The 19,825-nt window shown below is 58.0% G+C and carries 20 protein-coding genes; 5 read left to right on the top strand and 15 right to left on the bottom strand.

Features of this window, described 5'->3' with window-relative positions:
- Nucleotides 1-322: 322 nt before the first annotated feature.
- The 13 genes from ispH to H4684_RS16035 form a co-directional block, all read right to left on the bottom strand.
- The gene (ispH, locus tag H4684_RS16095; RefSeq protein WP_192624529.1) at nucleotides 323-1,186 is read right to left on the bottom strand and encodes a 4-hydroxy-3-methylbut-2-enyl diphosphate reductase; all 864 of its coding nucleotides are present in this window, start codon (nucleotides 1,184-1,186) and stop codon (nucleotides 323-325) included.
- A gap of 1 nt (nucleotide 1,187) precedes the next feature.
- Nucleotides 1,188-2,162: a tRNA dihydrouridine synthase gene (locus H4684_RS16090; protein WP_192624528.1), complete on the bottom strand. Its 975-nt coding sequence runs from the start codon at nucleotides 2,160-2,162 to the stop codon at nucleotides 1,188-1,190.
- Between the two features lie 145 nt (nucleotides 2,163-2,307).
- Nucleotides 2,308-2,733 (bottom strand): hypothetical protein, encoded by a 426-nt coding sequence (locus H4684_RS16085; protein WP_092189478.1) that lies wholly within the window; start codon nucleotides 2,731-2,733, stop codon nucleotides 2,308-2,310.
- Nucleotides 2,734-3,036, bottom strand: a complete 303-nt coding sequence (locus H4684_RS16080) for a hypothetical protein (protein ID WP_192624527.1) — start codon at nucleotides 3,034-3,036, stop codon at nucleotides 2,734-2,736.
- On the bottom strand, nucleotides 3,037-3,798 hold the full coding sequence (locus H4684_RS16075; protein ID WP_192624526.1) for a flagellar basal body-associated FliL family protein: 762 nt from the start codon (nucleotides 3,796-3,798) through the stop codon (nucleotides 3,037-3,039). It lies immediately after the preceding gene.
- A 47-nt stretch (nucleotides 3,799-3,845) separates the two neighbouring features.
- Nucleotides 3,846-4,226: a chemotaxis response regulator CheY gene (locus tag H4684_RS16070; protein ID WP_092189472.1), complete on the bottom strand. Its 381-nt coding sequence runs from the start codon at nucleotides 4,224-4,226 to the stop codon at nucleotides 3,846-3,848.
- 47 nt (nucleotides 4,227-4,273) lie between these two features.
- Nucleotides 4,274-5,077 carry a FliA/WhiG family RNA polymerase sigma factor gene (locus H4684_RS16065; RefSeq protein WP_092189470.1) on the bottom strand — a complete coding sequence of 268 codons (804 nt, stop codon included), beginning with the start codon at nucleotides 5,075-5,077 and terminating at the stop codon, nucleotides 4,274-4,276.
- Nucleotides 5,031-5,846 (bottom strand): MinD/ParA family protein, encoded by an 816-nt coding sequence (locus tag H4684_RS16060; protein WP_092189468.1) that lies wholly within the window; start codon nucleotides 5,844-5,846, stop codon nucleotides 5,031-5,033. The genes H4684_RS16065 and H4684_RS16060 overlap by 47 nt, the downstream gene beginning before the upstream one ends.
- A gap of 23 nt (nucleotides 5,847-5,869) precedes the next feature.
- Nucleotides 5,870-6,928, bottom strand: coding sequence for a flagellar biosynthesis protein FlhF (locus tag H4684_RS16055; protein WP_092189466.1), 1,059 nt, complete (start codon nucleotides 6,926-6,928; stop codon nucleotides 5,870-5,872).
- A gap of 1 nt (nucleotide 6,929) precedes the next feature.
- Nucleotides 6,930-9,017, bottom strand: coding sequence for a flagellar biosynthesis protein FlhA (gene flhA, locus H4684_RS16050; protein WP_092189464.1), 2,088 nt, complete (start codon nucleotides 9,015-9,017; stop codon nucleotides 6,930-6,932).
- A gap of 26 nt (nucleotides 9,018-9,043) precedes the next feature.
- A complete protein-coding gene (gene flhB / locus H4684_RS16045) occupies nucleotides 9,044-10,108 on the bottom strand; it encodes a flagellar biosynthesis protein FlhB (RefSeq protein WP_092189462.1) in 1,065 nt (354 codons plus the stop codon).
- Nucleotides 10,109-10,114: 6 nt separating this feature from the next.
- Nucleotides 10,115-10,894 carry a flagellar biosynthetic protein FliR gene (gene fliR / locus H4684_RS16040; protein WP_092189460.1) on the bottom strand — a complete coding sequence of 260 codons (780 nt, stop codon included), beginning with the start codon at nucleotides 10,892-10,894 and terminating at the stop codon, nucleotides 10,115-10,117.
- Nucleotides 10,895-10,983: 89 nt separating this feature from the next.
- Nucleotides 10,984-11,733, bottom strand: coding sequence for a tRNA lysidine(34) synthetase (locus tag H4684_RS16035; protein WP_092189458.1), 750 nt, complete (start codon nucleotides 11,731-11,733; stop codon nucleotides 10,984-10,986).
- 271 nt (nucleotides 11,734-12,004) lie between these two features.
- Here H4684_RS16035 and rpoZ point away from each other — a divergent pair, with 271 nt between their 5' ends.
- From rpoZ to H4684_RS16010, 5 genes are all read left to right on the top strand, one after another.
- Complete coding sequence (gene rpoZ, locus H4684_RS16030; protein ID WP_092189456.1) at nucleotides 12,005-12,235, top strand: DNA-directed RNA polymerase subunit omega; 231 nt, start codon at nucleotides 12,005-12,007, stop codon at nucleotides 12,233-12,235.
- Nucleotides 12,235-13,344, top strand: coding sequence for a molecular chaperone DnaJ (dnaJ, locus tag H4684_RS16025; protein ID WP_092189454.1), 1,110 nt, complete (start codon nucleotides 12,235-12,237; stop codon nucleotides 13,342-13,344). Before rpoZ ends, dnaJ begins: the two co-directional genes overlap by 1 nt.
- A 66-nt stretch (nucleotides 13,345-13,410) precedes the next feature.
- Nucleotides 13,411-13,890 carry a cyclic pyranopterin monophosphate synthase MoaC gene (moaC, locus tag H4684_RS16020; protein ID WP_092379321.1) on the top strand — a complete coding sequence of 160 codons (480 nt, stop codon included), beginning with the start codon at nucleotides 13,411-13,413 and terminating at the stop codon, nucleotides 13,888-13,890.
- A 142-nt stretch (nucleotides 13,891-14,032) separates the two neighbouring features.
- Entirely contained in the window at nucleotides 14,033-14,602 is a 570-nt protein-coding gene (locus tag H4684_RS16015; protein WP_208599801.1) for an acetate uptake transporter, read from the top strand.
- 308 nt (nucleotides 14,603-14,910) lie between these two features.
- Nucleotides 14,911-18,156: an ATP-binding protein gene (locus H4684_RS16010; RefSeq protein WP_192624525.1), complete on the top strand. Its 3,246-nt coding sequence runs from the start codon at nucleotides 14,911-14,913 to the stop codon at nucleotides 18,154-18,156.
- Between the two features lie 100 nt (nucleotides 18,157-18,256).
- Here the strand turns inward: H4684_RS16010 and hisF are convergent, their stop codons facing one another.
- A complete protein-coding gene (gene hisF / locus H4684_RS16005; protein ID WP_092189448.1) occupies nucleotides 18,257-19,036 on the bottom strand; it encodes an imidazole glycerol phosphate synthase subunit HisF in 780 nt (259 codons plus the stop codon).
- Nucleotides 19,026-19,667: an imidazole glycerol phosphate synthase subunit HisH gene (hisH, locus tag H4684_RS16000; RefSeq protein WP_092189446.1), complete on the bottom strand. Its 642-nt coding sequence runs from the start codon at nucleotides 19,665-19,667 to the stop codon at nucleotides 19,026-19,028. Before hisH ends, hisF begins: the two co-directional genes overlap by 11 nt.
- Nucleotides 19,668-19,825 lie beyond the last annotated feature (158 nt).

Raw genomic sequence — 19,825 nt, 5'->3', positions numbered from 1 at the left:
CGACGAGCTCTGGATGGGCCCATTCTCGGTCGCCATATGCTTGAGCATACCCGTTATGCTGTGGAAGAATTTGCAGAACTTGACGCACACAACTGTGAATGGTGGTGTGCAGGATCTTCAGCAACAAAAAGCATGGCATATGTGGTTTGAATAACAACTCCTGCTGAACTCTGCCATGGCCAAGGCGAAATTCTATCTTAACGGCATCTGAACTCAAAAGGCTTCTTGAAGGAACCCGTCTGCATGGTCGTTCAGCGTACACAGGAGCTCGAGATGCATGGAAGGAGCTCAAAATGATGCTCCTAAGGATCCGCCAAGCCTTTTATGCCTTGTCAGGAAGAGCCTTGCGAAGTGTCTGTGCGACATTCTCAATGATCCAGGAAGGGGTTGAAGCCCCTGCGGTCAACCCGATACGTTCAAACGCGGCAAGTTCCTTCAGGGGAAGCTCTTCAGCTGTTTCGACGTGGACTGCGAATATTCCTGATTCCTGCGCTATTTGAGCCAATCTTCTGGTGTTTCCGCTGTTTTTTCCTCCGACGATGACCATTGCCTGAACTTTGTGGGACAGCTCGCGGACTTCCTCCTGACGGTCCTTGGTTGCCATGCAGATCGTATCGAGAATGCTCATGTCGGCATCGACGTGCTTGAGCAGATATTCGCGTACGGCATTGAAAGATTCCCTGTCTTGCGTGGTCTGGGCTGCAAGGAAATAGGTTTCAGCAGAATCAATTTCATGTCCGCACAATTCTTCCAGACTTTCGAATACGGTGTGTCTTGGGGCGTAACTCACCAGTCCTTGCACTTCTGGGTGATCGCGTTCTCCAAAGAGAAGCAGATGCTTGTTCTGGTCGGCTTGCCTTTGGATAAGAATTTGGGCTTTTTTGACCTTGGGACAGGTAGCATCAACGATCGTCACGTTTTGCGCTTCCAGTTCCGACTGTATGTTCCTTGGGATTCCATGGGCGCGAATGACCACGACATCTCCCGTTTTCAAGGGTTTTGCCCCGTCGGTTTGGAGCACCCCCTGCTCCTTGTATCGTGCCAGCACTTGCGGATTATGGATGATGGGGCCCAGAGTGTAGATGGTTGCATCTTGAGGTGGAGCGGCCACGGCGTTGTCCAGCTTGTGCAGCGCCATGTCCACTCCCATGCAAAAGCCCGCCGTTTTAGCGATGACAAGTTCCATTTCAGATCTCCTCGGGTTCATTCATGCCAGCTTCTAGAATCGTGAACACATCGTCCCATGACTTGCAGAATACGATATCGCGCCGGATCGCGCGCGCTCCGGGCAGGCCTTTGAGGAATCTGGGCAGCAGAGTGCGCATTTTGAGCAGGCCAAGCCTCTCCATGCCATGCTGAGGATAGAGCTCACTGAGTCTGCGAACCATGCCAACCATGTGCGTCCACGAATTTGGATCCGGCTCTTCTTTACGCAGCAAGTGCAGATACCGTTTGAAAATTGACGGATCGTTCAAGGCTCCGCGCGCGAACATGATGCTATCCACACCTGTTTGCTCGACGCATTGCATGGCGTCTTCCGCGTGAAAGAGATCTCCGCTGGCGATGACAGGCAGGCTCACGTTTTCCTTCAGCGACTTCAGTTGGGCCCAATCGGCATGTCCGGTGAAACCCTGGGCGCCGAAGCGCGGATGCATGGTCACCCAGCCAGCGCCCAGTTCCTCAAGCTTGGCGGCCACCTGCAGATAGACTGGTTGCCCGACATACCAGCCCAGACGGATCTTAAAGCCCATGCAACCGGGCTCTGCCGCGTTGATCATGGATTTCGCAATGCCAAGGAGCTTTTCCGGTTCCTTGAGCAGGGCTGCGCCGCTGCCTGTTTTCACTACCTTGCGCACCGGGCAACCGCAGTTGAGATCGAAATAGCGGAAGCCCGCTTCCCGCAGGCGTTCGATGGACTGCACAAGAAAAGGCTCTTCCGATCCAAAAAGCTGTACGATCAGGGGGCTGTCTTCATCGCAGGTCTGCAGAAGCTCATTGGTGCCCGGACTGTTGTAGATCAGACCCTTGGCGCTGACCATTTCCGTCACGGCAGCGCTGCATCCATATTCGTGACACAGGAGCCGAAAGGGGAGATCGGAATATCCGGCCAGAGGCGCAAGCCAAGGTTTGTCGGGGGTTATGGGGAATAGTGTTTTTTTCATAAAAATATGTTGGAATTCAGCGGCTGGATTGGCGGCCTTCGTAATTTGAACGGAAAAAAGGCCCGCTCAAACGCCGCATTGAAATGGTTGGATTGTCAATGATTGGCGCGGGGGCGGTTCATTTGGCGGGCAAGGATCTCTGGCTTCAATTTTTGGGTTGGTCAAGGATGAGTTCCACTTCATCCACGCTGAGACCCGTGGCCTGTGCCAGGGCTTCGGCTGACTGACCTCGCTTGAAACCGCTCAAGATCGTCTGTCGCAGAAACTGCGGCGATTTGGTGAAATTTTCAGCCTGTTCAAGCAGCCGGCGCATTTCAAGGGCGCGGTAATGCAGCTTTTCTTCCAGGGCGGTCAGTTCTTCTTGGCGTTTGGTGAAAGTGCCTATGATTTCTTTTTCCAGACGGGCGTTCATGTCCAATTTTTGCAGGAATTCCTCTTGTCTGTCCTGTAGGGAGCGCACAAGAAGTTCGGATTTCTTCAGCTTGCCATAGAAAAAAAAGGCGAGAACGATGAGCAGAATCTCCATCAGGGTCGATGCAGTAAGTATCCAGTACGAAATTTGAGGATTCATCTATACCTGCGTGTCTATCAGGTGGCCCTGATCTGATTCGAAGTCAGGTTCATGGGGATGCGCCTGCCGTTCGCCAGCGTATTGTTCCGGAGCCGACTCATTGTGGCCTTCGGGATCAACCGCGGTTTCGGCTGCGCTGGCTTCGCCTTTGGCGACCAAGTCCTTTTCCCGCCGCTGGCGACGCTGAACCAAGTCCTTTGCCAACGCCTGCTGAATCTCCGGGTGCGCGATTTGCGTATGATGGATTTTTTGCGCCTCGGGGATCTGGCTGATGAGCGTTGAAAGGTTGAGATTGTCCACCATTTATTTCACCACGTATTCTTCCAGTAGAATTTCAGATACCTGGCCGCTCTTTAAGGTCTGATTGATGACAGCTGCCAGGTCAGTCTTCAATTTTTCGGATTCTTGGTCGGTATCCAGCAGGAAAAGGGGCGAGTTCTTGAGGTATCGATACACTCCGTCGCGGATGAACAGCTTTTTGGCCTGGATTTCAGCACGCATTATCTCGGTCGTGTCCGGTATGGAAAAACGGCAGGTCAGAAAGCGGATTTTACCGTCAATATTGTATTCGATTTGAAACTGTTCGAGGGAGTAGGCTTCGATTTGTTCTGGCGGCTGGACCGTGGCATTTTCGTGAGACTCGACAGCGTCTGAAGCAGAACCTTCGGGCGCGTGCTGTTCCGGGGAACTTTCCGATTCTTTGGCATTCTGTTCTTCCGGGGCTGGCGGATCGGATTTCATGAAGTAGTAGGACCCTCCGGCGCCAAACAGCAAGCACAGGCTTGCGGCAATACCGAGAATCCATAATTTCTTTCGGTTTTTTTTGGCGGGTGCTTCGGTCTGTTCCGAAGGAGGAGCCGCTTCCTCGGGTTCCGGCAGGGATTCGAGGGGAGTGGCTTCGGTTTCTTCCTCGGTTTCCTCGAACTCAAGAAAGAGGGCGTCATCCAGATCAAGTTCAACTTTCTGCAGTCCTTTGGGGACGCTGTCCTGCAGGCGTTCATCATCCAGGGCGACGTTTTTGTCGCCTTCAGGGGAAATCTGGGCGAGAAGGATGAGCAGGATCATGGGGCCTGAGCTGGCCGGCAATACGCGAATGCCGGCCAGAGTGGTTGTTATTCGAAGATTTTATTGATTTTTTGCCCCAGTGTCTCGGCTGTGAAGGGCTTGACTATGTAATTGGACACCTTGGCCTGCACGGCTTCGATGATGTTTTCCTGCTGTGCCTCCGCCGTGACCATGAGAAAGGGCAGGTCGCCGAATTCTTCGCTGGCCCGCACCTTGCGCAGGAGCTCGATGCCGGTCATCTGCGGCATGTTCCAATCGGAGATTATGAAATCCACCTGGTCCTTGGTCAGGACTTCCCAGGCCGCGGTTCCGTCGTCAGCTTCGATGATGTTGTTGAAACCGAGCTGACGAAGAATATTCTTGATGATCCGCCGCATGGTCGAAAAATCATCAACGATGAGCACCCGCATGTTCGTATTGACCGCCATGTATCCCTCCACATGAGCTTTTCGAGAAATTAATCAAAAATGTGTGATCAGTTGATATCGCCGTATTCGCGCACAAACATTTTCTTGAGCTTTCCAAGCGCCTGGGAGTGCAGCTGAGAGACCCGCCCTTCGGTTATGTCGAGGGCCAGCGCCACTTCTTTCATATTGAGTTCTTCAGTGTAATACAAACTTAAGACCAGCTTTTCCCGTTCATTAAGTCTATCGATGAGATGACCGAGCTTGTCAATGATGTCGTGGAAGGCCACGGAGGCAAAGGGTTCGCGGTGATTGCCCCCCTCTCCGGGCTGATTCCATTGGTCCTGGATCGCATCAAGGCTCAGAATGATCTGGGAGTTCACGGCCTCAAGCGTCGCTTCCAGCTCCTGGCGGTCCTGTCCGGTGAGTTCCAGAAGCTCGTTGCGTGAAGGGGCGTGCCCATTTTCCTGCTCGAAATCTCTGATGACCTGTTCAAGCTTTTTGATGCGCTGGCGAAGCCCCCTGGAATACCAGTCCATGCGACGAAGTTCGTCCAGCATGGCCCCGCGTATGCGGCTGTCGGCGAATGTCTCGAAGCGGATATTCAGTTCCGGCTGGAATTTTCCCAGCGCCTCCATGAGCCCAAGCGTGCCTGCGCTGATCAGGTCGGAAAGTTCGATATGGGCCGGAAGCTTGGCCTTGAGGTGCAGGGCGATGATCTTGATACGCGAGGCGAAGCCGCGCGCGATGCAATCCTTGTCCGAGGGACTCAAGGACGCAAAAGTGATGCCCGTCTGCTCCAGAACGGCCCAGACGGGCTCTGCGGATTTATTCCGCAAAGAGGAGCTTCTTCCAGAAGAACTTGATGTTCCCATCGAGATGATCCTGCGGTGTCCATTGCGCCAAGTTGCGGGCGATGCGCTGCATCGCCAGGGAGGCTTCGGTGTCGGGGGTCAGGCTGCAGAAAGGTTGCTGTTCGATGACGGCCTGGCGTACGGCCTTGTCCTGGGGGATGGCGCCGACGAAATTCAGGGAGACCCCGGTTAGGAAGTGGTCGCACGCATTGTACAGCTTGACGAAGATGTCCTTGGCCGATTTTTCGTTCTTGGCCATGTTGATCACGATATGAAATTTGTCCACGCCATGCCTGAGCTTCAGTACCTTGATCAGGGCGTATGCGTCGGTGAGGGAGGTCGGCTCCGGCGTGACGACCACCAGGCGTTCCTGGGCCGCCAGGTTGAAATAGAGCACATTGTCGTTGATGCCCGCTCCAGTGTCCACGATCAGAAAGTCGATGCTGTCTTCCAGCACGTCCATGGCTTCCAGGAGTTCGAGTTTCTGCCCCGTGGACAGGGACAGCATCTCGCTGACTCCGCTGGCCGCCGGCAGGATCGAGAATCCATATTCGGTGGGACAGAGGATGTCGCCCAGGGAGACCCCTTCGTGGAACACATGGAAAAGGTTTCGCTCCGGAGTCAGGCCCAGCACGACATCCACGTTGGCCAGCCCGAGGTCCGCGTCAAGTATGACGCATCGCTTGCCGAGCTTGCTCAGGCACAGGGCGAGATTGACGGAAACGTTCGTTTTGCCGACGCCTCCCTTGCCGGAGGTGACCGAGAGTACAATGGGGAGAGAGGAGCTCATGCTGTGTCCGGGATAAAAAAAGTTTAGTTGGTTGCTTGCGGCAGTTCGTGTCGCAGCAAGAGTTTCCAGACATCCTGATCCTTGGGTTGGGCCAGCGAGTTCTTCAGATCCGGCCCCATGGAAAAAAGAGAGATCGGCAGACCGGTGTTGTTGGCCTGATTGATTATTTCCCCATAATTACAGGCTTCATCAAGCTTCGTCCAGATAATGCTGGACGCGGAGGCGGAGCGGAATCTGGACACGAACGCATCCATCTGCGGGGGAGCGAAAAGCGGGCTCAGCACCAGATGCACATGGCAGGCCGGAAGCTTCCCTCCGGAAACCTCCTGCAGCCAGGAGTCAAGCTGCTGATGGGCGGGCAGGCCCGGCAGGTCAAGCAGGACGAGGTCATGAGATCTGGCGTCGCGCTCAAGGCTCTCCCATTGGGCGGAGTTGTCGAGCTCCCGATAGGACAGGCCCGAGAGCTCCGTGTAATGGCGGAGGTAGAGCCGCCCCTTGCCCTGGGAGCGATCGGCGTTGACCACCAGGATGCGCGCCTTTGGGCGCATTTTTTTCAGGGACAGGGCCAGCCTCAGGGTGGTGCTGGTCTTGCCGCTGCCGAAGGGGCCGGTCAGCAGGTGAAACTTGTGCGTCCAGTCCGTATCGAACCAGGGGCTGAGGCTGACCATGCCGTTCATGACTGACAGGGTGGGCGCATCGGGCGCGTGGCGGAATTTTTCCCACAGATCGATCAGTACATCCTCCTTCACGCCCTCCCGTTCCAGATATTCGAAAACCAGCTGCTGGCGCGGTGTCAAAAGCTGCATGTCCATCTGCGGCTTCAGGACGGCCATGAGCTGCTTGCGCAGCCTGGACCATTCCTCGCGCAGGCAACTGGCATCGTTCTGGGCCAGAGGCATGACGGACTCCGCTGGCGAGGCCTGTTCCTGCGGCATGTCAAGGGCGGCCATGATCTCGTAGCAGGTGACGCCTTTGCGGGTCTGTTTCTGGTTGCTCAGGATGATGGCGTCGGGACCAAGTTCGCTCTTGATCCGGGCCATGATTTCCGAGGTGCTTCTTCCGCTGAATGTTTTGACCTGCATCTTAGATTTCCACCATGGCTACGGATTCAAGTCTGATGTCCGCCGGTATTTCCGCCTGCGAGATGACAGGCATGGTTGGCAAAAAACGGGCCAGAAGCTGGGACAGGTGCTGGCGTATGAGCGGGGAGGTCAGCAGCACGGGCTGTCCCTCGGCCACGATGCCTTTTTCCGCGGCCTTGTTGATGGCCTGGATGATCTTGTGCGCAAGCCCCGGTTCCATGGCCAGATAGGATCCGTTGTCCGTGCGCTTGATGCTCTCCTGGAACGTGTTCTCTATCGTCGGTGACAGGGAGATGATGGGCAGCAGGTTGCCCGTCCCCAGGTACGGCTTGATGATGGTGCGGGACAGGCGCTGGCGCACGAACTCCGTCAACTGATCCGCATCCTTCGAGGAATGACCGTAATCGGCCAGGCATTCCACGATGGACAGAAGGTCGCGGATGGACACGTTTTCGCGCACCAGGTTCTGCAGGACCTTCTGCAGGACGCCGAGGGACAGGACGCCCGGCACCAGCTCTTCAACGACCTTGGGCGCGCGCTGGGACAGGTTGTCCAGCAGGGCCTGGACTTCCTGACGGCCCAGGAATTCATGCAGGTTCTGCTTGAAGACCTCGGTCAGGTGCGTGGCGATGACCGTGGACGGATCTACCACGGTGTAGCCGGCCATGACGGCCTCGTCCTTCTTGGCGTCGGGAATCCACAGCGCCGGGAGATTGAAGGCCGGCTCCAGGGTCTCGATACCCTTGATGGCGTGGCGCGCGTCGCCGGGGTCCATGGCCAGGAAATGGTCGATCATGATTTCCGCCGAAGCCACCCGGTTGCCCTTGATTTGGACCACGTATTCGCCGGGCTTGAGCTGCAGGTTGTCGCGCAGATGCAGGGACGGCACGATGACGCCCATGTCCAGGGCGAACTGGCGGCGAATGGAGCGGATGCGGGCCAAAAGATTGCCGTTCTGGTCTTCGTCCACCAGCGGGATGAGGCCATAGCCCACCTCCAGTTCCATGATGTCGAGCGGGAGCAGGGCCTGCACTTCTTCCGGACTGTCGGGTGCGGAGCCTTTCTTCTTTTTTCCGGTTTCCGGCAACTTGTTTTCGGCCTTGATGCGGTCGGCGAACAGCGCCACCATGAAGAGGACCAGGGAGAGGGTCATGAAGGCCACGGTCGGCATGCCCGGGACTATGGCGAAGAGCAGGAGTACGCCGGAGACCAGTCTGAGAGCCTTGGGATGGTTGGTCAACTGGCCGATGAATTCCTCGCCCATGCGCGCTTCGGCCGCTGCCCGGCTGACAATGAGGCCGGCCGAAGTGGAGGTGATGAGCGACGGGATGGTCGAGACCAGGCCGTCGCCAATGGTCAGCAGGGAGAAGGTCTGGGCCGCTTCCATCCAGCTCATGTCTTTTTGCAGCACGCCGATGAAGATGCCGCCCACGATATTGATGAAGGTGATGAACATGCCCGCGTTGACGTCTCCGGAGACGAACTTGCCCGCGCCGTCCATGGCTCCGTAGAAATCCGCTTCCCGGCGCAGGTTTTCGCGCTGCTTGATGGCCTGCTGTTCGTCGATGAGTCCGGCGTTCAGGTCGGCCTCGATGGCCATCTGCTTGCCGGGCATGGCGTCAAGGGTGAAGCGGGCCGCGACCTCTGCGATGCGGGTCGTGCCGGCCACGATGACGGTCTTGTTCAGGATGAAGAGGATCAGGAAAATGACCGCGCCGATGGCAAAATTGCCTCCGACCACGAACTGCCCGAAAGCTTCGATGACCTTGCCCGCCGCCGAGGTGCCCTGGTCTCCATGGAGCAGGATGAGCCTGGTCGAGGCCACATTGAGCGCAAGGCGCAGCAGCGTGGTCACGAGCAGGACCGACGGGAAGATCGAGAATTCCAGGGGCGAGGTCATGAACATCGAGGTGATGAGGATGACCAGGGAGAAGGAAATGGAAAAAGCCAGGAGTATGTCAAGGATGATGGTCGGCAATGGCACCAGCATGACAAAGAGGGTCATGACAACGCCACCGGCCAGCAGGATGTCTCCCTGGCGGGTAAAGCGTTTGTAGTTGATGGTCATGGCCTCGGTGCGTGTAGCCATTATTTTGACGTCCTTGCCGCTGATGCTCAGCGCGGATTATGTTTGGTTTTGTAAATCTGGGCCAGGATGGCGGCCACTGCCTGGTAGAATTCTTCGGGAATCGTGTCTCCGACTTCGATCACCTTATACAAGGCGCGTGCCAGGGGCTTGTTTTCACGAATGGGCACATTGTTCTCCCGGGCGATGTCCTTGATGCGCTGGGCAACGGCTCCGGCGCCCTTGGCCAGGACCATGGGGGCCGGAGCTTCCATGGCGTTGTAGCGGATGGCGATGGCCAGATGGGTGGGGTTGGTGATGACCACGTCGGCCTTGGGCACATCCTGCATCATGCGCCGCATCATGACCGCCATCATTTTTTGCTTCTGCTTGTTCTTGATGGCCGGATCGCCCTCAGCCTGCTTGCGTTCGTCCTTGACTTCGCCCTTGGTCATTTTCAGGTTCTCCTCGTAGTCCCAGCGGGTATAGAGAAGGTCCGCGATGCCGATCAGGATCATGGGGGTGAGCGCGTAATAGAACATGGTCTGCCCGGCGTTGAGCACATATGCGGCGATGCTTTCGGCGGGCTGGTAAAAGAGCGGAATGACTTCCCCGAAGGCCTGCTTGATGACGATGTACGGGCCAAGGGCCACGGCCGCCGCCATGAAGATGCTTTTGACCAGGCGGACCAGGGCATCCTTGCTGAAGAGTTTTTTGAGGCCGGACCAGACATTGAACATCTGGAATTTCGGCTTGAAGACCTTTGGCGCCCAGAGCTGTCCGACCTGTAGCCGGACGGTGATGAAGGCGGCGACAGCGATGACGAGCATGATCGGCAGGACCATTACTGAAATGCTGTAAAGGCAGGTCTGAAACAGGGTGAGAATCGATCCCGGAGTCAGCTCGAAAACGAACCCTTCCGTGAAGAACCATTGCATCAGATTTTCGATTTCGGTGCGGATGGTGCCGATGTAGAGTTGCAGCATGAGCAGGCCGAAGAGCAGGGTCAGGGGCTTGGGCAGCTCCTGGCTTTTGGGGACATTCCCCTCGCCACGCGCCTTGTTGCGTCGTTTGGGGGTGGCGTTTTCGGTGCGACTCGGATCGTTCTGTGCCATGGTTGCCTAGCGCATCGCGCCGATGAGTTGGGTGAAGAGCAGCGGCATGCGGGACACGAATCCCTCCATGTGCAGGCTGATGATTTCGAAGATGATGCCCATAAACAGGAAGCCGACGGCGATCTTGATCGGGAAGCCGATAATGAGCACGTTCATCTGCGGAGACGCACGGGAAATAAGGGCCAGGGCCAGATCCACAAGGAGGATGGCGGCAATGACCGGCGCGCCGATCTGTATGGCCAGGACAAAAATCTGACCCGACAGGACGAATATCTGGTCCGTCAGCCGGGAGGAAATGAGAATGGAGCCGGGCGGGAGCAGGTCAAAACTTTTCATCAAGCCGCTCAGCAAATACAGATGCCCGTTGATGGCCAGGAACGTCAGCAAACTGACCATGTACATGAAGTGGGCCGTGACCGCCTCGGAAGCGCCGGAATCGGGGTCCACGACGTTGACCATGGCAAAGCCCATCTGGAAGCCGATGAGCTGTCCGCCGGTCTGGATGGCGGCAAAGACGAAGCGGATGACCATGCCCAGGATGAGGCCCAGCAGCAACTCCGCGCCCAGCATGACCGCAAGGGCGAAGGGATGGCCCGGCATCTGGACTCCTGCCAGGGGAAGTCTTGGCCACAGGGCCAGGGTCAGGGTCAGGCAGAGCGCGGCTTTGACCGTGGCGGGCAGGACTGCGCCGCCAAAAAAAGGCATCATGAAAAGAATGAGGCTTATGCGCATCAGCGCAAAGATGAAGGTCAAGATGACTGCGGGGTCGAGGGAGAAGAGATCCATGGAGGGGCTAAAGCAAAACGCGGACCAGAAAAAAATCCGCGTTCGGCTTCAACGTCGGGTGTTGGCTTCCGGCACAAGGCCGGGCCATTTCAGATCATGCCGGGCCAAGACTCGAGCTGCCAGCGGCGCAGGGCGTTGAACATGTTGGTGCGGATGCGCTTGTCGCCTTCGCATAGCGCCAGGGCCTGATTCAGGGTCTGGCTGCGGGCAGTCTTGTCCTTGGAGGGGCAGTCGTTCTCCCAGACCGGGAGCTTCCACTGCCTGCACGCCTGGGTTATGGTGGCCTTGTCCAGCAGGAGCAAGGGGCGGATGAGGGTCAGTCTGCCGCCGAAATAGCTCTCCTTGGGGACCAGACCGTAGATCTTGCCTGTTTTCAGCATGTTCATGAAGAAGGTCGAGACCAGATCGTCGGTGTTGTGCCCGAGGGCGAGGTGGGTCAGGTTGTACTCCCTGCAGAGGTCGAAGAGGCGTTTGCGCCGATGCCACGCGCAGAAAAAGCAGGGTGATTTCTTGCGGTTTTCCGGAGAGTGCGCCCTGGGCCCGAAATCGGTGGTCTCAAGATGTCCCGCCACGCCGTTCGTGCGCATCCACTCCGCCAGGGGTGCATGGCTCGTTTCGTCAAAGCCGGGATTCAGATGGATGACAAACAGTTCGACGGGGAAGGGGATGATGCGCTGGCGCATGATCATGACCTGAAGCATGACCCAGCTGTCCATGCCTCCGGAAACGGCCAGCCCGATGCGCGCTCCGGGCCAGGCCATGCCTGCCTGCTGCATGATCTTTCCGGTCTGTCCAAGACAGAACTGCTGTGCGTATTTGAGTCTTCCCCACTGGGCCATGTTGCTCGTCCTTGGGCTGAAGTGTCGCGGGGTCGGCCCGCGCGTGAGGATTTGACAGATCCTGCGCGGGTATTATGACCCATCAGAAGCGCAGGTCAGTACAAAGCGCTTCGGGCCGTGTAAAGGGCCCAGGCTGCTCTCCTGTGAATTGTGAGTTGACAGTGTCCTGGGGTTATGCGTAGCGTGAAATGTTATTCCCGACTCGACTTTTTAGGGGCCGGGACTTTTTGTCGTTTATTCACACATTCATATACATTTTTTCGGAGGTGCAATGGCCAGAATTACCGTTGAAGATTGCTTGGAGAAGGTCAACAACAGATTTCTGATCGTGCAGATGGCCATTAAGCGGGTCAAGCAATATCATGAAGGATACGAGCCCCTTGTAGCAAGCAAAAACAAGGAGATCGTGACCGCCCTCAGGGAAATTGCCGAAGGAAAGGTTCTGCCCGACGTGGAGCGCGTCGAGGATTTGAGTTTTGAAGCTGACGATCAGGATGAATAATGGCTGACAAGCGTGATTATTACGATGTGCTCGGTGTAGGCCGCGACGCCTCGGCGGATGAAATCAAGAGTGCCTACCGCAAGATGGCGTTGCAATTCCACCCGGATCGCAACCCCGACAATCCGGAGGCGGAAGACAAGTTCAAGGAAGCCGCGGAAGCCTACGAGGTGCTTGGGGACGCGAGCAAGCGCGCCCAGTACGACCGTTTCGGGCACGCCGGCATGAATGGCCAGGGGTTTGGAGACCATTTCCATTCCTCTGAAGACGTGTTCAGTGCTTTCGGGGATATTTTCGGGGATTTCTTCGGCTTCGGCGCTGCCGCCGGCGGCCGCAGACGTCCCCGTGCCGGGGCTGATCTGCGCTACAACCTGACCGTTTCATTTCGCGACGCGGCCAAGGGTACGGAGGTCGACCTCAACATCCCCAAGAAGGAAGTCTGTTCCGACTGTTCCGGTTCGGGCTCCGCTCCCGGACACACGGCCGAGACCTGCCAGCATTGTCGTGGCCAGGGCCAGGTGACCCAGAGCCAGGGCTTTTTCAGGATTTCCGTACCCTGTCCGGTCTGCCGGGGCGAAGGCAAGGTCGTCACCCATCCCTGCGCCAAATGTCGCGGTCAGGGCATTGTGCAGGTCAACAAGAGCCTCAAGGTGCGCATTCCTGGAGGCGTGGACAACGGCAGCCGCCTGCGTCTGCGCGGCGAGGGCGAGCCGGGTGATTTCGGTGGCCCGCACGGCGATCTGTATGTGGTCATCTATGTCGAGGAAGACAAAATATTCACTCGCCGGGGCCAGGATCTGGTCATCGTGGCCGACATCTCCATCGTGCAGGCCATCCTTGGCGCCAAGATCGAGGTGCCTACCCTTGACGAGCCCGTGACCCTGGAAATTCCCAAGGGTACGCAGTCCGGCAAGATTCTGCGCATCAAGGGCATGGGTTTGCCGCATCTGGGCAGCACCCAGAAAGGAGACCTGCTGGTTGAGGTTTCCGTGCGCATCCCGACCAAGGTGACCAAGAAGCAGGAAGAATTGCTGCGCGAGTTCGACAAACTCGAAGAGAGCCGCCCCCTGAACAAGGTCAAGGATTTCTTCAAGAAAGCCATGGGCGACTGATCTTTACACATGAACCGAGCAGGCCGGAAGCGCATGTTTCCGGCCTTTTCTTTTGCGGAGGGGAGCATGGACGAGAGGTTGACGCATATCGACGAGGCCGGAAACGTGGTCATGGTGGACGTGGGCGACAAGGCGGATACCAGACGCCGGGCGGTGGTGCGGACACGTGTTCTGCTCAACGCACGCACCTTCGACCTTTTGACCAGAAACGCCCTGCCCAAGGGTGACGTGCTGACCACGGCCAAGGTGGCCGGAATCATGGCCGCCAAGCGTACCTGGGAGCTCATTCCCATGTGTCACCCAATTTTGCTTTCCAAGGTCGACGTGAAGCTCACGCCCGTGCCTGCCGATCTGGCCATAGAGATCGAGGCCGAGGCGCGGACCACCGGACCCACGGGCGTGGAAATGGAAGCGCTCATGGCCGCCCAGGTCGCGGCCATGACCATCTACGACATGTGCAAGGCCGTGCAGCGCGACATTCTGATCACGGATTGCAGGCTTACGCACAAGAGCGGTGGAAAAAGCGGCGAGTTCAACGCCGAGTAGCATCTCCACTCCCGAAAGATTATTATTGCGCGTTTTGGATTTCCAGAGCGCGTTTTTTTGCAACCAAGGCCTGTCTCACTCCGACAACGGGACGTAATTTTTTTATAACAAACAAGGATTATTCGTGAACTCTGAAATGCGCATCAAGGACACTTCCGCCAATCCTGCTCCGCTGGGACTGGTGGGTTTCGGGCTGACCACAATTTTGCTCAACATCCACAATGCGGGTCTGTATCCCAACAACTCCATGATTTTGGGCATGGGCATTTTCGTGGGCGGCATTGCCCAGATCATCGCCGGTATCCTCGAATCCAAGAAAAACAACACATTCGGCCTGACCGCCTTTACCGCCTACGGTTCCTTCTGGCTCTCGCTCGTGGCCATCTGGACCCTGCCCGCCCTGGGGCTGGCCGAAAAGGCCGATGAAACCGCCATGGGCTTTTATCTGGCCATCTGGGGGCTTTTCACTTTCGGCATGTTCATCGGAACCTTCCGTCTGAGCCGGGCCCTACAGGTCGTCTTCGGCACCCTGGTCGCCCTGTTTTGGCTTTTGGCCATAGGCGACTTGACCCACATCGCGGCGTACAAGGTCATTGGCGGATACGTAGGCATTCTGTGCGGCTTCTCCGCTTTTTACACGGCCATCGCGCAGGTTTTGAACGAGGTTTACGGTCGCACGGTACTTCCGCTGGGGCCTGTCGCGCGTTCTTAGCAGGGCGTTGAAAAGCGGCGATCTGCTGCGTCAATGAAAAAAGGCTGTTCACATGGTGTTCAGCCTTTTTTCCGCCCATGTTCCGGACGAGTCACGTTTGCATGGTGTGTTGGCCTCCGGCCGTTATGGGTTGGACGCTTGAAGGCTGTCTTGCCAGAGTCTGAACTCCTGTCATACAAGCTGTCCATGAATCACGACTCTCCTTGCACGTTGCGCGACACTGGCCATGCAGCCGGCGTGGGTTCGAACCTTGGGCCTGTAGCGCCGGTCGGACATGCCTGGCGGCGTGACCGAAGCGAGCATTTCGCATGAGATTTTTTGGCGGCGGCATTTCTCTTCGCACCTCGATCCCGTTGCTTCTGGTCTGCGTCATTCTTTTTTCCACCATCCTGATCAGCTGGGTTTCATTCACCGGGAGCCGTGAGGCGGTCGGGGATGTCGGCCTGCAGCTGCGCAAGGAAGTTTCCCATCGTATTTTCGAGCATCTGCTGGACTTTCTTCGACTGCCCCATGAAATAAATCGTGGCAACGCGCGGGCCCTGCAAGGCGGGCTCGTGTCCGCCGCCGATCCCGAGCAGCTGGTTGCGAGGTTTGCCGAGCAGGTGGATCTTTTTCCTTCCGTGTCGAGCATCTATTTCGGAAATGTTCAGGGTGGCCTTGCCAACAGTGGCCGGGATCCGGAGCATGGCTTCAAGTATTCCATCCGCACAGACGATTTCAAGGCCGGTGTTTTTCGTAAGTTTGCCATGGATTCACTTGGCAACCAGGGCGAGGAAATGGCCAGTGTGACCAGCTTCGATGCGCGGACGCGCCCGTGGTATGCCAAGGCCCTGCTCGCGGAAGGGCCGGTCTGGAGCGATGTCTATGTGCTTTTTACCGGCCAGGATCTGGCCCTTGCCGCCAGCCGCCCGGTGTTTGACGATCGGGGTCGGACGATTGGCGTGGTGTCCGTGGATGTTTTCTTGTCCCAGCTCACCGCCTTTTTGCAACGGCTGCGCATTGGCAGCGCCGGAAAGGCTTTCATCGTGGAGCGCTCGGGCCTGATGGTGGCCGGTTCGGGCACGGAACCGCTCTTCATACCGGGCAGAGACGGCAATCCAAGCCGACGTCTTTGGGGTGTGCATAGCCGGGACCCGCTGGTGCGCGGCGCGGTGCAAACCCTGACCTCCAAATTCGGCGCGCTTGATCGGATCGACGCGGAGCACCACCTTGATTTTACCGACCGGGGCCGGAAAATTCTGATGACGGCCTCTCCGCTTCGCGATCCTCTGGGCATTGACTGGCTCATCGTCGTCGTGGTTCCGGAAGCGGATTTCATGGCCAAAATCGGGGAAAATGCCCGCGTCAGCATGATCTTGATTCCGGGGGTTCTCATTTTGGCGTTGTTCGTCGGGGCCCTGCTGGCTCGCCGTATCGTCAGTCCCATCTCAAGGCTTGACGCCGCGGCCGGACGATTGGCCGAAGGTGGGGGCCTGGAAAGGATAAATGAGTCCTCCCGGTTTTCAGAGGTCCAAAGCCTGACCCGCTCCTTCAATCGGATGGCCCTGCAGCTGTCCGATACCATGCAGGCAATGCAGCAGGAGCTGGGCGAGCGGCAACGAGCCGAGGCGGCTCTCGGCGAAAGCGAAGCCCGGTATCGGACCCTGGTCGAACTGGCCGTGGACGGAATTCTCCTTGGCTCTCATGAGGGCGTGATCATCGGCGCCAACGAATGCATGTGCGATCTTCTCGGCCTGAAACGCTCGGACCTGCTCGGCAAGCATGTCAGCGGTCTTCCGTTCAAGCCTGAGAGCCTGGCGAAAGCGCCTCTGAGCTTCAATTTGCTGGAGAAGGGCGAGATTGTGCAAAGAGAGCGCACACTGCTGCGAGCGGACGGGTCCGAACTTCATGTCGAGATGCGCAGCAAGATGATGCCGGACGGGACCTATCAATCAATCTACCGCGACGTCACCGCGCGCAAGCGGGCCGAGGAGGCCTTGCGGGAAAGCGAGGAACGACTGCGGACGCTCAGCGACAATCTGCCCGGCGGGCTCGTCTATCAGCTGGAGACCGACCTTGGTGGCGGACATCGGCGATTTTCGTACGTTAGCGCGGGCGTCGAACTTCTGCATGAGGTGAGCGTGCAGGAGGTGATGGATGATGCTTCGGTCATCTACGCGCAGGTCGAGCCCGAGGACCGGGCGTTCTTGTCCAAACGTCAGGCTCAGGCCGAATCGGCCCGGTCGCTTTTTCAGGCCGAAGTTCGATTCCGCCTGCCGTCGGGAACTGTGCGCTGGAGCCATCTGGCCTCGGCTCCACGCATGCTGTCCGCTGATCGCGTGGTCTGGGACGGGGTCGAGATCGATATCACGGAGCGCAAAATGGCCGAGGCGGCCTTGCTGGACGCCAAGGAAGCCGCCGAAGCCGCCAACACGGTCAAGACGGAATTTCTGGCCAACATGAGCCATGAAATCCGCACTCCGCTCAACGGCATTCAAGGCATGATGCAGCTTTTGCGGCAGACCAGCCTGGACCCGGAGCAGAGGCGGTTCGTGGACCTATCCATCACTTCAGCCATTCGCCTGACGCGGCTGCTGACCGACATCCTGGACATCTCCAGGATCGAGGCCGGGAAGATGAGCATCCTTGAGGCCCCGTTCAGTGTGCCCGAGCTTGTCGATTCGGTCGTGGAGCTGTTTGCGATCCCTGCGCGTGAGAAAGGGCTTTCGCTCGATTGCGTCATTCATCCAGGCCTGTCAGCGCAACTCGTCGGCGATGAGGCGCGGGTGCGTCAAATTCTGTTCAATCTGGTCGGCAATGCCTTGAAATATACGGATCAGGGGGGCGTGACAGTCGAATTGTCCCCTCTGCACGCAGACCCTTGCCTGTCGGGGGGCGTCAGCATGCATGTTGCCGACACGGGTGTGGGCATCCCTGAGCAGATGCTCTCTGGTGTGTTCGAGCCGTTCAGGCAGGTGGAGGGTTCCCACACCCGCAGATACGAAGGCGCCGGGCTTGGCCTGACCATTGTTCGCCGACTGGTGGAACTCATGCATGGAAGCATCGAGGTCAAGAGCGCCGCCGGAACGGGAACGTCCGTGCGCGTCACACTGCCCCTGCGCGCCGCCAGTGAATATTGCCCGCTCGCGGAAACTTATGCGGAAGTTGTGGAGACTGGCGCGGGACGGCCTCTGCGCATTCTGTTGGCCGAGGACGAGGCCATCAACCAACTGGCCATGCGAACTCTGCTCGAAAGGTCCGGGCATGAGGTCGCGCTTGCTTGCAATGGCCAGGAGGTACTTGATTTGCTGCTGACAGGAGATTTTGACTGCATTCTCATGGATGTGCAGATGCCGGTCATGAGCGGTGTCGAAGCGACCAGGAAAATTCGCGCCTTGTCCGGTCCAAAGAAAAACATCCCTATAATCGCCCTGACCGCTCACGCCATGAGCGGGGATCGCGAGTCGTTTCTGGAGGCGGGAATGGACGATTACCTGCCCAAGCCGGTTGGCATGACCGATCTGGTTAACGCCATCGCCAAGCTGAGGCGTGCTTCCACCACGGAAAACGGATAACGTTGCTTCCTGCGGATGTCAGGCCTGCCTTTTTCCCCTCAAAACACGAAAGCCCCCGCTTTGAACGCGGAGGCTTTCGTGTTTTGAGGACACTCCAAGGTCACCAGATCCGGCGGACCTTGACCCCTTTTTCGGCCATGTGGTTCTTGAGGTCCGTGACGGTATATTCGCCGTAATGCACGATGGAGGCGATGAGCGCGGCCGAGGCGCGTCCCTTTGTCACGGCGTCGACCATGTGCTGGGGATTGCCCGCCCCGCCCGAGGCGATGATCGGGATGCGCACGTTGTCCGCGATGAGGCGGGTCAGGGTCAGCTCATAGCCGTCCTTGGTGCCGTCGGCGTCGATGGAGTTGATGCACAGTTCGCCCGCGCCCAGGCGTTCCACCTCTTTGGCCCACCACAGGGCGTCGATGCCCATGTGCTTGCGGCCGCCGTGGATGACGATCTCGTAGCCCGAGGGGATGGCTTCGCTTTTCGCTACGCGCAGCACGTCCATGCCCACGACGATGCACTGGGAGCCGAAGGCCGCCGCGCCTTCGGAGATGATGTGGGGGGTTTTGACCGCCGCCGAGTTGACGGAGATCTTTTCGGCTCCGGCCAGGAGCACGTCGCGCATGTCGGCCACGGTGGAGATGCCTCCGCCCACGGAGAAGGGAATGAAGATCTGGGAGGCTACGTTCTCCACGACCTTGAGCATGATGCCCCGGCCCTCGTGCGAGGCCGTGATGTCGTAGAAGACGATCTCGTCCGCGCCTTCCTCGTAGTAGCGCCGAGCGGTCTCAACGGGGTCGCCGATGTCGATGTTGCCCTCGAATTTGATGCCCTTGGTCAGCTTGCCGTTCCGGACATCGAGGCAGGGAATGATGCGTTTACTGAGCATTGGCCGCCTCCCTGCAGTAATCGTAAAAGTTTGAAAGCATCTTCAGGCCCGGCCGTCCGCTCTTCTCCGGGTGGAACTGGGCCGACCACAGGCCGTCGCGGCCATGTACGGAACAGAATTCCCGGCCGTAATACGTGGTGGCGATGACGAACTCCGGAGCCGGATTCGGGTAGTAGCTGTGCACGAAATAGAATTCGCTCTCGGGGGAGATGCCGTTGAAGAGCGGGCACGGCTTTTTGGTGTTCACGGTGTTCCAGCCCATGTGCGGGATGCTGATGGGCGTACCGTCTTCTTCGGTCAGGTCCGGGGTGAAGATGTCGCAGCGACCGGGAATGAGGCCGAGGGTCTTGGTGTCGTTCTCCGGGCTGTATTCGAGCAGGATCTGGCAGCCCAGGCAAATGCCCAGAAGCGGTTTGCCGGCCGCGATTTCCCGGGCCATGACGTCGCGCAGGCCGGATTGGTGCAGATTGGCCATGGCCGAACCGGCGGCGCCGACGCCGGGGAAGATGAGGCCCTGGCAGTCCGCGATGGCGTGAGCGTCGGCGGTGATGGTGCACGGGATGGAGAGATAATCGAGTGCGCGCTTGACACTGGTCAGATTGCCGGCCTTGTAGTCAAGGATGGCTAGCATGGGGAGCTCCTGTAGCATGGGGTGAAAAGAAGACACTCTAGCCAAAGACCCGGCAAAAACCAAGGCCCGGTTGCCCGGCATTTTTGCAGCGGCCCCGGCTTTTGGCAGCGGGAATCCTCGCCGTCTGGATGCAGGGCGTCTTGCCCCGGCAGGGGTTT

It is taken from the genome of Desulfomicrobium macestii (assembly GCF_014873765.1).
In the GTDB taxonomy this organism is placed as follows: Bacteria; Desulfobacterota; Desulfovibrionia; order Desulfovibrionales; family Desulfomicrobiaceae; genus Desulfomicrobium; species Desulfomicrobium macestii.
The sequence above is the reverse complement of the archived record's forward strand: the minus strand, read 5'-3'. Positions and strand labels throughout refer to the sequence as shown.

Coding starts and splice junctions, on each gene's coding strand:
- ispH (WP_192624529.1), bottom strand. CDS start 1,186: ATGGAACTTGTCATCGCTAAAACGGCGGGCTTTTGCATGGGAGTGGAC.
- dnaJ (WP_092189454.1), top strand. CDS start 12,235: ATGGCTGACAAGCGTGATTATTACGATGTGCTCGGTGTAGGCCGCGAC.
- flhB (WP_092189462.1), bottom strand. CDS start 10,108: ATGGCACAGAACGATCCGAGTCGCACCGAAAACGCCACCCCCAAACGA.
- H4684_RS16035 (WP_092189458.1), bottom strand. CDS start 11,733: ATGGCCCAGTGGGGAAGACTCAAATACGCACAGCAGTTCTGTCTTGGA.
- H4684_RS16010 (WP_192624525.1), top strand. CDS start 14,911: ATGAGATTTTTTGGCGGCGGCATTTCTCTTCGCACCTCGATCCCGTTG.
- H4684_RS16085 (WP_092189478.1), bottom strand. CDS start 2,733: ATGAATCCTCAAATTTCGTACTGGATACTTACTGCATCGACCCTGATG.
- H4684_RS16055 (WP_092189466.1), bottom strand. CDS start 6,928: ATGCAGGTCAAAACATTCAGCGGAAGAAGCACCTCGGAAATCATGGCC.
- fliR (WP_092189460.1), bottom strand. CDS start 10,894: ATGGATCTCTTCTCCCTCGACCCCGCAGTCATCTTGACCTTCATCTTT.
- H4684_RS16065 (WP_092189470.1), bottom strand. CDS start 5,077: ATGGGAACATCAAGTTCTTCTGGAAGAAGCTCCTCTTTGCGGAATAAA.
- hisH (WP_092189446.1), bottom strand. CDS start 19,667: ATGCTAGCCATCCTTGACTACAAGGCCGGCAATCTGACCAGTGTCAAG.
- H4684_RS16070 (WP_092189472.1), bottom strand. CDS start 4,226: ATGGCGGTCAATACGAACATGCGGGTGCTCATCGTTGATGATTTTTCG.
- rpoZ (WP_092189456.1), top strand. CDS start 12,005: ATGGCCAGAATTACCGTTGAAGATTGCTTGGAGAAGGTCAACAACAGA.
- H4684_RS16080 (WP_192624527.1), bottom strand. CDS start 3,036: ATGGTGGACAATCTCAACCTTTCAACGCTCATCAGCCAGATCCCCGAG.
- hisF (WP_092189448.1), bottom strand. CDS start 19,036: ATGCTCAGTAAACGCATCATTCCCTGCCTCGATGTCCGGAACGGCAAG.
- flhA (WP_092189464.1), bottom strand. CDS start 9,017: ATGGCTACACGCACCGAGGCCATGACCATCAACTACAAACGCTTTACC.
- H4684_RS16090 (WP_192624528.1), bottom strand. CDS start 2,162: ATGAAAAAAACACTATTCCCCATAACCCCCGACAAACCTTGGCTTGCG.
- H4684_RS16060 (WP_092189468.1), bottom strand. CDS start 5,846: ATGAGCTCCTCTCTCCCCATTGTACTCTCGGTCACCTCCGGCAAGGGA.
- moaC (WP_092379321.1), top strand. CDS start 13,411: ATGGACGAGAGGTTGACGCATATCGACGAGGCCGGAAACGTGGTCATG.
- H4684_RS16075 (WP_192624526.1), bottom strand. CDS start 3,798: ATGATCCTGCTCATCCTTCTCGCCCAGATTTCCCCTGAAGGCGACAAA.